Source organism: bacterium (Candidatus Blackallbacteria) CG13_big_fil_rev_8_21_14_2_50_49_14 (assembly GCA_002783405.1).
Taxonomy (GTDB): Bacteria; Cyanobacteriota; Sericytochromatia; order UBA7694; family UBA7694.
On the sequence record PFGG01000074.1, the window covers coordinates 1 to 13,903 of the forward strand.

Annotated in this window: 11 protein-coding genes; 6 read left to right on the forward strand and 5 right to left on the reverse strand. The window is 50.9% G+C overall.

Features of this window, described 5'->3' with window-relative positions:
* The coding region (locus COW20_20910; GenBank protein ID PIW45160.1) for a hypothetical protein at positions 1-2,711 on the reverse strand (2,711 nt) is incomplete at its 3' end.
* A gap of 88 nt (positions 2,712-2,799) precedes the next feature.
* Between COW20_20910 and COW20_20915 the strand changes: the two genes are divergently transcribed.
* Entirely contained in the window at positions 2,800-3,135 is a 336-nt protein-coding gene (locus tag COW20_20915) for a hypothetical protein (GenBank protein PIW45161.1), read from the forward strand.
* Positions 3,136-3,164: 29 nt separating this feature from the next.
* Here the strand turns inward: COW20_20915 and COW20_20920 are convergent, their stop codons facing one another.
* Positions 3,165-4,376: a hypothetical protein gene (locus COW20_20920; GenBank protein PIW45162.1), complete on the reverse strand. Its 1,212-nt coding sequence runs from the start codon at positions 4,374-4,376 to the stop codon at positions 3,165-3,167.
* Positions 4,377-4,382: 6 nt separating this feature from the next.
* Positions 4,383-5,666 (reverse strand): proteinase inhibitor I4 serpin, encoded by a 1,284-nt coding sequence (locus tag COW20_20925; GenBank protein PIW45163.1) that lies wholly within the window; start codon positions 5,664-5,666, stop codon positions 4,383-4,385.
* A 192-nt stretch (positions 5,667-5,858) separates the two neighbouring features.
* Here COW20_20925 and COW20_20930 point away from each other — a divergent pair, with 192 nt between their 5' ends.
* A complete protein-coding gene (locus tag COW20_20930; GenBank protein ID PIW45164.1) occupies positions 5,859-6,242 on the forward strand; it encodes a hypothetical protein in 384 nt (127 codons plus the stop codon).
* 15 nt (positions 6,243-6,257) lie between these two features.
* Here COW20_20930 and COW20_20935 read toward each other — a convergent pair whose 3' ends face one another.
* A complete protein-coding gene (locus COW20_20935) occupies positions 6,258-7,187 on the reverse strand; it encodes a hypothetical protein (protein ID PIW45165.1) in 930 nt (309 codons plus the stop codon).
* A gap of 142 nt (positions 7,188-7,329) precedes the next feature.
* Between COW20_20935 and COW20_20940 the strand changes: the two genes are divergently transcribed.
* From COW20_20940 to COW20_20955, 4 genes are all read left to right on the forward strand, one after another.
* Positions 7,330-9,714 carry a hypothetical protein gene (locus COW20_20940; GenBank protein ID PIW45166.1) on the forward strand — a complete coding sequence of 795 codons (2,385 nt, stop codon included), beginning with the start codon at positions 7,330-7,332 and terminating at the stop codon, positions 9,712-9,714.
* A 13-nt stretch (positions 9,715-9,727) separates the two neighbouring features.
* Positions 9,728-10,534: a DUF547 domain-containing protein gene (locus tag COW20_20945; GenBank protein ID PIW45167.1), complete on the forward strand. Its 807-nt coding sequence runs from the start codon at positions 9,728-9,730 to the stop codon at positions 10,532-10,534.
* Positions 10,516-11,565: a hypothetical protein gene (locus tag COW20_20950; GenBank protein ID PIW45168.1), complete on the forward strand. Its 1,050-nt coding sequence runs from the start codon at positions 10,516-10,518 to the stop codon at positions 11,563-11,565. Before COW20_20945 ends, COW20_20950 begins: the two co-directional genes overlap by 19 nt.
* 67 nt (positions 11,566-11,632) lie before the next feature.
* Positions 11,633-13,390 (forward strand): hypothetical protein, encoded by a 1,758-nt coding sequence (locus COW20_20955; GenBank protein ID PIW45169.1) that lies wholly within the window; start codon positions 11,633-11,635, stop codon positions 13,388-13,390.
* A gap of 118 nt (positions 13,391-13,508) precedes the next feature.
* On the opposite strand, the gene COW20_20960 is transcribed toward COW20_20955, so the two are convergent.
* Positions 13,509-13,799, reverse strand: a complete 291-nt coding sequence (locus COW20_20960; GenBank protein ID PIW45170.1) for a hypothetical protein — start codon at positions 13,797-13,799, stop codon at positions 13,509-13,511.
* Positions 13,800-13,903: the final 104 nt, after the last annotated feature.

Genomic DNA, 13,903 nt, shown 5'->3' on the forward strand with positions numbered 1-13,903 from the left:
AGAATATTTTGGGGGCCGTTTTCGGCTCTTCTCAGGGCTTCAAGTGCGTCCCGCTGACGTGCGGCGTTGACGCGGTCTTGCTTTTCTGGCGGGGCATAGGGAACCTGCATCAGGCCCACCAACAGAAAAAGAACGCTCCACAGCGTGATAAATTTCAGGCGATCCAGCAGCGGAACCCCCGTTTTGAGCGGGCTGAGGGTTCGAGTGAAATGGCTTTGGGGGGGCCGATAATAGTCAGCAATTTCTGAAAGTATTGTTCCCAATCTTTGTGCTTCATCTGGCTGAAGCCAGAGCAAAGGACTGAGAGAGGTGCTTTGCGCCTGATGGGTTTTCAGTTCCAGTTGCCAGGGGCCTGGGCTTTGCGCTTCAGTGAGGGGTTGAAGTGTGATTTCTTTGAGATCTGCCCAGGCGCATTCTTTTTCTTTGTAAAGCAGAGGTTTGCGTACCTGTCGCTTTTTTTGATCCGCTTTCCATTCTGTTGCTTTGGCCTGACAGGCTCTGTCTTCTGCGAGATTTTTGACAGGGGTTTCAAAGGCCCGCAAAAGCAGTCTTTCTGAATTGAATTCCAGGCTCAAAGGCATCGGTTTATAGCGCTTGGGGCGTAAGTTGCCCGGCAGCTGGAGCCAGTGGGTTTGGAGTTTTTCGAGCAAAACAGGCAAGAGACTGTACCAGGCCAGGGCCTTGAAAAAATTGAGCGGGCCAAGGGGTAAAAACAGCAGCAAACCTGCCCCACAGCTTGCCCATTTGAGCCCTTGAAAGGCATACAGACCCAGATCCTGCTTCAGTTTGAGCTGGGGAAGGGGGTGGTTGGAAATAAAAAGGGAAAATCCTGAGGGGCTTTCGGCGTATTCAAGTTCTTTAAACAGAATCTTGCAAATCTCACCAGGGGGGGTGCCAGGGCGGATTTTGGGTAGCTGTGTGTTCAGGCGCGGGTCGGCATTTGAGACTGGAAGCGAGGCTTTGTTGCGGGCATATTGAAAAGCCAGACGGGCTTCCTGCGCTGATTCATAGCGCAGATGGGGGTCGGGTTCCAAGAGTTTGCCCAGCCATTGCTGCATGCTTTGATTGCAATGGGTCACGGCTTCAAATTGAATTTTAAAATCCTGCTGAGGCAGTTCAGCGGGCGGTAAGCCACTGAGCAAATGCACCAGCGTGGCTCCCAGGGCATAGAGATCGCTTTGCAGCAGGGCTTTGCCAGCAAATTGCTCAGGGGCCATATAGCCAGCGGTTCCAATCAGGGTGGAGCCACTGCCGCCCTGGCTGCGAAAGCGCTGATTCACGGCGCCGAAATCGATCAGCCAGAGTTTCTGATCCGGGTCGAGCACCAGATTGGAGGGTTTGATATCGCGGTGGACAATCGCTGGAGAAAGACTTTGTAAATACACCAGAATTTCGAGCAGTTGATCGGCCAGATTCCAAACCTCAAGACTCTCGGGTCGCCAGCCTTTGGCAAGTTTTTCACTCAGACTTTCTCCTTGCACTTTTTCTGAGAGCAGGTAAAGGCGCAGATCGGCATCTTGGGATTCTTCAATAAATTCCAGTAATTTTGGAATCTGGGGGTGTTTGAGTTGCCGCAAAGCGTCGGCTTCTCTGCGAAAGAGTTCAAGCTCTTTCCAGACGTGTACCTGCTTTAAACTCAAGACCTTGAGAATGACTTCCTGAGGGGGCTGAAGCCTTTGGGCCAGATAGACCTGGCTGCGTGTTCCTCTGTTCAGCAGGGTGCCCACCTGGTATTTTCCAAACAGGAGCTGACCTGGCTGCAAGCTGGCTGGCTTTTCTGTTTTTTCAGCCCTTGGCTGGGGCCGGGGCATCTGCACAGCTGGCAGGGTTTTGGGGGGCGCAGGGGTGTGTTTGGGGGGGGCCAGACCGGGATACAGGCGGTTCAGGGTATCAAAGGCCGTTTGCGCATCTGGAAAGCGTTCGAGCGGATCGGGGCAGAGCAGATAATCGAGCCATTCCAAAAAGGGAAGTGAGCATTGCGTAAACCCCCGGTATTGCAGTTTTCCCTGTTTGCGGGGCAATTCCAGTGGGTTGCGCCCCGTCAAGAGGTGAACCAGGCTGGTTCCCAGACCGTAGAGATCACTTTGGGGCAGAGCCCGGCCTGTAAATTGTTCAGGGGCGGCATAGCCTGGGGTGCCGATCAGTGTGAATTCTTCTTCGCCCGTGGGTCTGAGTAATTCCTGAACGGCCCCAAAATCGATTAAAAAGATTTTATTTTCTGGATTTTGAATCAGATTTGAAGGTTTCAGATCACGGTGAATTACAGGGGGGTTGAGATTTTGCAGATAGATCAGAATCTCCAGAATTTGCAGGGCGATTTCAACCGCTTCTGTTTCACGGGGCAGCCAATGGCTTTTTAAACGGGTAGCCAGGGTTTGCCCTGCAATCCATTCAGAGACCAGATAAAAACAGACTTCTCCTTCCGTATCCTGACTGAAATAGTCGAGCAGGGCAGGAATTTGGGGATGGTTGAGATGGGCCAGTAAACGGGCTTCGCGTTCGAATAAACTCAGGGTTTTCCAATCACTCAAATGCCCCAGGCGCAGTTCTTTGAGAATGACCGGGCTGCTGCGCTCTGTGCTATAGGCTTGAAAAGTACTCAAATCCTGACTTTCTGTCAGGCCTTTGATTTGGGTATAACGGCGCTGGTTTTCGCCTCTTAATTGTGTTTCCATGGCTTTTCCGACTGCTTGGGCTGCTGTTATGATCATAGCACAGGGGTGTAAACCCTTCTGTGTATGCTTGAAGCGTGTGCCGTGTTACTGTTTTCAGCTGAAAAATCATGCGATAATAGGGCGCATGAGCAGCATTGAAAATAATCACTCCCGTTGGTGGGAAGGTGGCACGCTTCACGATAAAACGATTCACGACTGGCTGAATGCCAGCGAACAGAACCGTTTGGCGACCACTGTGGATATTGTCTTTGCGCTGAAAGAGGATTTGGGCGCGCCGATTGAATTTTCTTCAGGTGAAGATTTAATGGCCTATGTCATGCAGCTCATGGCCTGTATTACAGGGGCCACTCAAGAATACCCCGATACCCATATGCTGAAGATTGCCGATGTGGCTTTGGCCAGTGCCCAGTCTTTGGGTTTTCTGCCCGTTTCAGAAGACAGCCCCCCTGTCCTTCAATAACTTGAGACAATTCATTTGCAGTTTCTATTTCAATCGATTTTGAAACAGGTTTGAAATTGGGCATAGTCGAATCTGGCTTGGGAAAGCCAGTTGCCTGTTTGGGGATCGAGATGGGTGAAGAGCCAGAGTGCCATTGGCATTTTATAGGGGGTATGCACTTGAATTTCACTGAGCTGCCGGCGCCAAAGATCAGCATCTACCAATCGATGGGTTGAGCCTTCCATTTTAAGAATTTGCTCGTGCTCTGGCCAGTCTTTTTCACAGGTATAGGGCTGTTTTCCGAAATATTGGCTGGCCCCAAAAAGCCGACAGGTCAGGGGCCTGTCCTTGTATATTTGACAGTGTCCGTTGGTTTGATTCAGAAAAAAACAGGGCACAGTGTGTTTGTGCTTTTGGATTAAATCCAACTGTAGGCTTGAGAACTCGGCAGTGGCGAGTGATGTCTGGTTTTGATCAAAAAGTTGAAAGAGCGCTTGCAGCAATAAAAACTCAGATTTAGCCCAACGGATCAAGCTGTCTGCGAGATTTTTCTGTTGGTCTTCAGGCCAGGTTTTTATTTCCAGCCACATAACCCACCATTCGCCTGGATAAAGTGATATCAAAAGCGGTGTGTCTTTTTTACAGCAATCAGAACAACCAGAAGTGCAGCTTAGAGGATAGGTCTGATAGGCCAGGTGGGTGAAGTGTTCAAGCTTTTCGTAGAGATGGTAAATTTGGAAGGCAGATTCTGTTGGCGTGGGAATTTGCGTCAGTTTTTCTTTCCAATCCCGAAAGGTGGTCTTCAGAAAAACACCATTCATCATTTCTGCCAATTCTGTGGCGGGTTGTGTTTCCCTCCACTCCAACGCTCTTAGATCGTGAAAACGCTGAAGCGCAAGGGGAAATTCCTGTAAAAGATCTTGAGGGGGTGCAATGCGCAGATCCAGTGCCTTATTTTCTAAACTTTGGGAATAATCAAACGCATTCAATTGAGTCCAGGCACGCTCAGGCTGAGAGTCTACTATCAAAAGACGTTGCGGCTCATTATCCAATAGTTTTGTCAGCTCTTGGGGGTGAGGGAGTCCAAATACAACAGCATTTGCTTGCTGGGATAATTTTTCTTCTGGCTGGTAGGGCCAGATTCGATTGAGAAATTCGAGTCCCTGATCAACGGCCTGGAAGGGACTGTCGATCAGGTTCTCGAGCTGGTTGAAGGTATCAGGGTGAAAAGCTTTGAGCGCCTTTCGATTTTGAATGCGCATCTCCTCTTAAGAGAGTGTATTCAGAACGCCGCTGAACAGAATAGAATGTGCCGTCTGATCATAAATCAGATAGACAAAGGGATGGTCTGCGACAAAGGAAAAGGGCTCCTGGGGCAATTGCACGCTGGTTGCACCGACAGTCACGGTGGTGACAGCGGCGGCCTCGGTGCCTTCTTCATTGACTTCCACGAAACTGTTCTGTTTTACCTGTGAAATAAAGGCCTTTTCACTGCTGATCAAATCAGAAAAATCGGCGCGGGATTCATCAAAGGCCATTTCCATGCCCATATTTTTGAGCACCTGATTCAAGCCCACTTCGTATTCCAGTTTGAAACGGGGCAATACGACCTCGCCATCCTGACTGCGAAAGCGGCTCAACCAATCTTCCAATTGGGAGGCTGTCAGTTTGTTCAGGAATTCAGAGCTCTTGCTTTCGGGATCCGGCAAAAAGACGACCATATTGACGCTTTTGTCCTGGCCATAGGGCAGGGCCACAGCTTGAAACTGCTGGCCACTGTCGCGCAGGTAGCGAAATTTGCCGTAGCGGCGCATCATCGCGGTTTGGCTGGTTTTGCCCGTGGCGTCTTTGAAAGCACGGTCTTGGGTTTGGCTTTTCTCAAAGGGGGTATTCCAACTGCCTTTGAAATAAATTGCATTCATCAGCAGCATCAGGGTTTGGGCGTCGATCTTGTCGATCACCTTGGGGATTTTTCCTTGGGTATTGTCGCTGGCCCAAGCATTGATGGTCTGAACCGAAAGCGGGTCGGCAAAGTCCAGAGCCGTGGTGCGGGCATTGAAAAAATCCTGATTGGTTTTGAGAAAATTGGGGTTAAATTCTGTGCCTTTGCGGGCCCAGATCGCGTTGGCGAGATCGATACGCACGCCACTGCCTTGGTTCATCAGGCGTTTGCGCAGGGTGAGCTGGGCCTGGTTGAGCTTGGCGAGATCCATGCCCTCAATCTGCAAGGTTTTTGCCATTTCCTGGCGGGTAGTGCCTGTTGCACCGTTATAGACCATGCCCAGGGCGATGGCTACACTGAGCGGAGAAATAAAATGGTTTTGATTGGGCTTTTCTGCGACCACCTGGCGAAACAGATCCAAGCCAAAACGGGTTTGGGCTTGGGCCAGACCACTGTCTTGAACCGCTTGAAGTTCAGCGCTGGTAGGGGCTTGCAGGGTTTTGATCGAAGTATTGCTAGATGGTGAGCTGGGGGTGCCAGAATTGGCAGAACCTGTGCAGGCTGCCAGCAAGAGACTGCCGGCCAGTAAAGAGATCAGAAGAGGGCGCATGGCATCATTCCTTTCCGGTACGAATTCTCCCCTATCTTATCACAGGTTGTGGCTGGGCTTTCCAGCAGATTTTTGCCGATGGTGGGGGCTTTGTTGTGTCGGTGGGAGAGGAACCCTGTCTGATTGAAAGAAATGAAAAATTTGCGCGATATGCTATGATCTTTGTGAAATAACCTGCGAGGGAACTCTAATATGGTAAATTCCGTGAATCCTCAACTTCAGACTTTTTCTGCCGGTGAAATTCTCTTTCGAGAGGGAGAAGCCGGTGACCGGGTTTTTTTTATTATGCAGGGCCGTGTCAAAGTACATCAGACCCACAGTGAGGGCCATGAACAGGAATTGGCCCAACTGGCAGATGGCGATATTGTGGGTGAAATGGCGGTTTTGGACGACCGTCCACGTTCAGCCACCGTGACGGCGCTTGAAGAAACCGATGTGATGGTGGTTTTAAAGGAGAATTTCCTGGCGAGCATGGAACAGCAACCCCAGCTGGCGATTCGGTTTCTCAAATTGCTCTCCGATCGCATTCACCGCTTAAACGATAAATTCAGAGATGCGCTTGCCACCCCCAGTTAAACGCCTTCAAGCTGTTTAAAGTAAAATCCCCTTTTGATTGGGCACCAGCGGAGGCGGCAGATCGGTTTCGCCGATGAGTTCCAGCAGATTGCTTTCAATGGTGCGACAGATGGCCTCCAGGGGCAGATCATTGGGGGCGATATCGAAGGGGTTTTCAATCGAATCCCCAATCGCATCCAGCCCCAGAAAGGCGTAAGAAATGACCGCCACGAGCAGGGGGGCTTGCCAATGTTCGCCCAGACCAAAGGGCAGGGCAAAGCAATAGAGAACCACCAATTGGTGCATCAGTCCGATATAGGCGAAGGGAATCGGTGTTTTGAGAATCCGTTCACAGCCCCCTTGCAAAATGCTCAGTTCATGCACGCGTTCTTCGAGCAAAGGCAGGTGCAGGGGGTTCAGCCAGTCCTTTTGGCAGGCCAGGGCCAGACGGTCGCTGATTTCCTGCATCAGATAGACAGGGACGTTGTTGGATTGTCTGACGGCTTCCGCTTGCTGGGGGCTGAGCCAGGGGCTGAGCCCTTCCATGTTCTGCTGGCGCAGATGCAGACGCAGGGCATGGGCATAGGCAATCTGCAGGCGAATGATCTCTTCCTGCAAACTGCGCAGGGCAGGTTTTTCGCTTTCGCTTTTGAAATAGCTCAGGCACTGGCGGGCCAGGCTGCGACTGGTATTGACCAATTGCCCCCAAAGTTTGCGGCCTTCCCAGAAGCGATCATAGCTGGTGCTGTTGCGAAAGCCCAGGAAAATACTCAAGGCAAGCCCCAAAACCGTGAAAGGCAAGGGCGTCAGGCTGATTTGAAACCAACCATAACGGGCATGTAACCAGGTCAGCAGGATGGCGAAGAGGGTGGTTGCCAAGACTCTGCGCCAGATCATCGGCAGAACCGTGCCCCGGATCTGAAACAGAACCCGCAGCCAACTCCATTTTTTAGACGGTACAATCATGGGGCTTTCTCGCAAGGGAGCAAAAATTTTTCTCAGTATAGCATTGCAAAGGTCGGATAGCTGACAAACAAATGCTTGCGATTTCGCTTAAGATAAGTTGAACCTTTTAGAATTTTCATGTGAAATACAGGAGCCTCAGGTCATGGTGGATACCTTTCAGCAATTGCTTGGCAGTCTTGAAAAAAACTATACGATTGAAAAAGAAGTGGGCCGTGGCGGCATGGGTGTGGTCTATAAGGGACTCGACAAGCGTCTTGAGCGCCCGGTAGCCATCAAGGTGCTCAATCTGGGGGGTGGGGGAGAAAGTGCCAGTGCTCAAAAATTACACAGTGAGGCGGTTGAGCGGTTTCGCCGTGAGGCCAAGGTGGTGGCGAGGCTTTCACATCCCAATATTGTCAGTATTTATGATATCGGCGAAGAGAACAACCAGTACTATATGATCATGGAGTTTGCCGAGGGCAAACCGCTCTCCAGTCTGGCTGGTGAAGGCCGTTCGATTCCTGCTCCGGTGGCTGCCAGTGTGGGGGCGCAGGTTTGCAGCGCTTTGGCCTATGCCCATGAAAACCAGATTATTCACCGTGATATCAAACCGGCGAATATGATTCTTTCGCCCAAGGGGGTTGCCAAACTGATGGATTTTGGCATTGCCCAACTGCATACCGAGGGGGCCAAACTGACCCAGGCAGGTTCGGTGATGGGCAGTATTCTCTATACCTCGCCTGAGCAATTGCAGGATGCCTCACGGGTAGATCCCCGTACTGATCTCTATGCCTTGGGGGTGACGCTGTATGAACTTCTGACAGGAAAAACCCCTTACCAGTCGGAAAGCATCAGCCAGTTGATTCTTGAGATCTTGACCTCCTCTCAAGCCCCGCCTTCGATTCGAGCCTTGAACCCCCAGGTGCCTGAAATTTTGGAGCTGATTGTGCAGCGGGCGCTGAAAAAATCTCCCGATGAGCGCTATGCCAGTGCCAGAGAAATGGGCAAAGACCTTTCGCGTTTATTGGATACGGGAGAGTTTAATGCTTCGGCCCATTTCAGTCTGAGTTTCAATCAGGGGGAAGGGGAAAGCCCCACCCGCAGCAGTGGCCCCCGCCTCAAAGATTCAACCTTGATGCGCAAAACCACCATCGACAGAGAACTGATTTCAGCCTTGAAGCAGCGGCGTGAATGGGTGCCTTCGCTGATCAAAGACTGGAAGCGTGAAAACTTATCCCATCTCAGCCTGGAACAGGTGCTGCGAAGATTGATGGAGCCCGCTTTGGTCGGCCCTGCTTTGAGTGGCGTTTTGCTTCTGAATTCGCAGATTCATCTCTTTTTGACCCAGGGCCAGTTTGTCGGGGCCCTGGATCTCGAAAACGGCAGATTGAACCAGGCAGTTTTTGCCCAATTGCCTGCCCAACCCGCTCAAATAGAATTGTGTCTGCCCCCCGAAAATCTTCAGGCTGTGCCCGCTTTACTGGGGCAGATTCTGGCTGAAGCTGGTCAGCCCCTGCAAAAAAATCTGGATTCCTCTTTGATGGATTTGGTGCCTTTGATCGAAAATCTTTCCAGCCCAGAGGAGCCCTTTACGGGCTATGTGGTTTGCCAGGCCCGCCAGAACCTCTATTATTATGGCTATGAAGCCGGTCAACAACTGTTCGCTGTGCCCTCGCACAGCGAAGCGCTGGTTACAGATACCTGGCAGGATCTCAAAGCCCTGGCAGATGAAGAGGGGGTGTTGCTGGATATTTACAAACCCCAACTGCAACTCTTTGGGCCCAGCCTGGAAGCTGTTCTGCAAAAGAGCAAATTGAATTTGGTCTATGCCGACCCTGCCAAAACAAGCTTGCAGACGCTTGTCGATCAAGGCACAGAAGAAATTCCCATTCACCTGATTCAAGAAGCCAAACAGAATAGCCGCTTTGAGTTGGAACAAGCGGCTTTGCCCCGTTTTGAAATTCTGGGGCAGCGCCTTGATCCCCGTGAATTGGTTGAAGCCTCTCTGCATCGGCAATTGGCAGATTGGATGATTCGCGAGTATTTCTACCTGCTCAATTCCAGCGGGAATATCAACAGCCTGAAGTATATTTACAGCTGGATTCCCGCGATTGAAAGCCTGGCCTGTGAAGAGGATCTCTTGGGAGAGGATGGCAAAACGCATCGCTTTCAACTGGTGGCCCATGGGCAGGTCAAAGGTGAAAATTACAAAAAAATATTGAGCCTGATCGGCTTTGGCTCGGGAACGGAATCGGAGCTGAATGCCTTTATCGACAAGGTGATCAGTGTTAAAAAGCAGCTGATTAAAACGGGAGATATTGGCGGGGCACTCTATGTCTCCGCGCAGCCCTATGCCACAGAAGCCCTCAAGCTTTTTTATGCCCGCACGGTGGAACCCCGCAAAGGGTTTGGCTTGGGCTCACTGGACAAACTGACCAAATACAAAGGGTTTGTGCGGATTGGCATGAACCGGGGCTTTCATCTCAATCTGATTGAAACCGATCCTGAGCGCAAGGGCTTTGAAGTAATTGCGCCTTTGCTGAAATAGAAAGGAAAACACAGTGGAAACCTATTTACTCAATGCCCAAAAGCCTGCCAGTGATCAAAGCCCTGAGCAGGTCGCTCAGCACTTAAAACAGGCCATCAATGCCCTCAAAGGAGAGTTTTTTGACCTTGAGACTGGGGGCGTGAACTATGCTGCCATGAAAGGCTCAGAAGGCTATGCCCGCTACCAGCAATCGGCAGCGCTGCTTCAACATTTTGATCTGAGACTGCTTACCACCCAGGCGGCCCGTCTGGCTTTTTGGATCAACCTCTACAATGCGCTGACAGTGCATGGCATTATTGCCCTGGATATTAAAAATTCAGTCCGTGAAGTGCCCCATTTTTTTGAAGGGGTGGCGTATCAAATTGGTGCAGAAAGCTACAGTTTGGATCAGATTGAACATGGCATTCTGCGTGGCAATCTCAAAAAACATCTCTTTGCTCGGAAACCCTTTGGCGCGGGAGATCCCCGTCTGGCACATGTTCTGGCGCAACTGGAACCCCGGATTCATTTTACCCTGGTCTGTGGTTCAAAATCCTGCCCTCCGATTGGCACCTACCAGGAAGAAAAAATCGAGGAGCAGCTCAAACTGGCAGCCAGCAGTTTTGTGAACAGTGAGAATGTCGTGTTGGATCGACCTCGAAATCGCCTCAAGCTCTCGAAAATTTTGGATTGGTATGGCAAAGATTTTGGCTCAAAGGCTGACCTGATCCACTTTTTGGCAGAATACCGTCAGAGTCCTGAAGAAAAGGCTTTCCTGCTGGAACAGGGAGCCCGGCTTGCGGTATCATATCAGGAGTATGATTGGAGTCTCAATCACTAGGGGGCTCCGCAGGAGAATTCACTGTGCGCAATGCCTGGTATATTGTTGCTGAATCCCATGAGCTGAAAGCAGGCAAACCCTTGGCCCGCCGTTTACATGGCGAAGGCGTGGTTTTGTTTCGTTCCCCTGAGGGCAAAGCCACAGCTTTGCCTGACCGCTGCCCCCACCGCAATGTTCAGCTTTCTCGCGGCAAATTGCGCAAAGGCTGTCTGCAATGCCCCTATCATGGCTGGGAGTTTGATGCCCGTGGGCGCTGTGTGTATATCCCCTCTTTGAATCAAGAAGATAAAATTCCCCCAGGGGCCCATCTCTCGCCGCTGCCGCTGCGTGAGCAGCAGGGCTATCTGTGGCTCTGGCTGGGCGATCGCGCTCCCCGCGAGGCAGAAACGCCCTTTGTTTTTCCCCATTTTGAAGAAGCGGGTTGGGGCTGGGGCCGACTACAAGCCGATGTGCCCAATTCGGTTGCCAATGTGGTCGAGAACTTTATCGACTGTGCCCATACCGGCTATATTCATGGCGGTCTCTTTCGCACGCCTGCCAGCCATGAAGCGCGTACCCGTGTGCAGGCCCAAACCACAGGTGTTGTGATTGATATTGACGAAGAAGAAGACAAAAGCAGTGTTTTGGGCCGCTTATTGGTCAAGGACAAAATCGTACACCAGGACAGCTTTATTCTGCCTTCGATTGTTCAGGTGGCCTATGGCTTGGGGGCCGGGCGCCAAATGACGGGCTGGCAGGTTTGTGTGCCTCTGGATACGCTTGAAACCCGTGTATTTGTGCACGTAACCTGGAAAATGGGATTTTTGAACCCTTGGGTGGGGCTTTTTTACCCTTGGGTGGGCAAGCTGATCCTGAAACAGGATCTCTGGATTTTGGCGAACCAGGGCGAGGTGATTCGCCGCCATGGCGAACAATTTACTTCGGTACCTGCGGATACTGCCAATCTTTGGATTCGCGCCTGTCGCAGCCGGGCTGAAAAAGAGGAACCCCCCCCCAGTGAGCGTGAAAAAGAAGTGCGTTTTCGGCTTTAGAAAAATGCGATTAGATACAGAGGGTGAGATTTTTCCGCTTTGATGGCCCACTTGGATTGGAGAGCTGATGACGCTTCATTTACGTACCATTCCCCATCTTTTTGATCCCGAAAAGATTCAGAAGGTTCAGAAAGCTGCTGCCAAAACAGTAGAGAAGTTGATCTTGATTTTAGACGAAACAGATCCTGAAGCTTCGTTGGCGCAGGGGCTGGATTTGGCCTGTGCTGCTTTTCAGGCGGGCCTTGTGTTGGAATGGTTGTTTTTAGTACCCGCTGAGCCTGAGCGTTTGAATCAGCTTCAGCGGCATTTTCTTGAACAAGGCAGAGCAGGCCTTCCTGCGGTGAGCTTCCAAACCTATGAGCTGACCCATTTGCCGCTTCTGCTGCTGCAAGCCAGAGCTTGTCTTTCCCTGAGCCAAGCGCCTGAGACCTGTCTGCGTCAGGCTGTTCAGGCGCTGGCGATGGAGATTCCGTTTGCGTCTCAGCGCTTTGAAACCTCAGAAAGCTTGTGGGCTGAGTTGCCGGTTCAGTTGTGGGAAGGTGATCCGCTTGAAGTTTTAAAAAAGCAACTCCATGCTCCTCCGCTGGGTCTGCGTACTGCCTTGCTCAAGGCTTTGGGGCTTGAGCAGGTCAAGCAGAAAGAGGAGCTACTCAAGACAGAGATGGTGATTCTACTCTTCTGGGGGCGCAGTGGCAGTGTCTTTCTTCAGAGTTTGCTCGATGGGCACCCTGAAATTCTGACCACACCGGCGACGGTACTGATGACCTTTTATGAGGTCTGGCCGCGCATGCTCCAGGCCTTGGTGCAGAAGTCGCAATCATTTACGCTGCCCGATTTGCTGGATAGCTTTGCGGAATTTTTTCCCTCTCTTTTTTATGCAGATCCAGACACCACGGGCTGTCATTTGAATCAGTTGGGGCCCGATCAGCAAACCGTTTTGGCGGTTAGTAGCTCAGATTTTAAACAGGCCTTTCAGTTGTTGGTGCATAGCTTTTTTGCCGATGCCTTTGAGCTGAGCACGCAACAGTTTCTGCTGCTGCTGCATTATGCCTATGAAATGGCGCAGGGGCGGGATATTTCTGAGAAACACCTGATTGCTTACCAGCTACACAGGCCCTTTATGAATATCTGTACTGAAACTATTTTCAAAGATTTTCCTGAAACCCGCGTTTTGGGCATGGTGCGTGAACCGATGCGGGGCTTGTTTTCGCATTTGCGCATGTTCGTGGAAGATCAGCGCGAGGGGCGCTATGGCAAGCTCGTGCCTGACTATACCTATGAAGATGCGGTTTTTGAGGGCATGTTTTTGAACTATTATTCGCACCAGCTGATGGGTTGGAAAGTCTTGCGCAAACGCTACCAGCCTGCGATTTATGAACAGCAACTCGAAGCCTTGCATGTGCAGCCAGAGGCAGAAATGCGCCGTTTGGCAGCTTGGTTGGGCGTGGCCTGGCATGAAAGTTTGCTTGAGAGTACTTTTAATGGCCTGCAATATTGGGGCGATAAACGCGCCCATCAGAAAATTCAAGGGTTTTCAGCGGCGCACCCCCTGTCTGAAACCTGGCAGGACTATTTCAGTACGGTGGACAAGGAAATTCTCTACGCTCTTTTGGCGAAAGAACTGAAACGACAGGGATATGAGGCCCCCTTTTCTTTTGTCAGCATGATGCTGCCTCTTTTGATTTTCTGGCCCACCCGCTTAGAACAACAAGCCCTGAATCTTGCGATTCAGCGCCGTGATTCAGCAGCCTGTGAACTCTGGTTTTTGCGTTTGCTTGAGCGCTGGCGGGTTTGCTTTGGGGTGTTTTTTGAACGCGAAACCTAAAGCCCGTCCCTTGAAATTTGGCCGCTGAGCAGGATTTTCAAAACGGAGAAGACCTTTCATTTTTTGAAAACAAAAAGAGGGCAGCATACGCTGCCCCCGGACCAAATTCCCGGAGTATTTAGGAGACCATTGGCAAATCTACGGGAGAACCGCTTAAAACGGGCAAAGGCTGGCGTCGCGCGATCGCCAGAATAATATTGTCAGAAAGATAGTGCGCATGGGATTGGGCTACTTCAGACCAATCTTCAAGATCGCCATTTACGAAAGCAACATCGATCCGGGTTTGTCCTTCGCACTCCATGGTCCACAAGAGGGATCCAAAACGATCGTTGCGATCACAAAAACGAAGGGTTCCACAGAAACTATAATCAGGATTGCTGCGTTCGATCTCAATGCCCAGAATATGCATTATTTTTCCCCGTTATCTGTAATTGTCAGTATTTATAATTTTACTCTATCCTAGACTATAATGCTTCAGCAGCTTTTGTACTGTGACTGCACTCACGCCCGAGC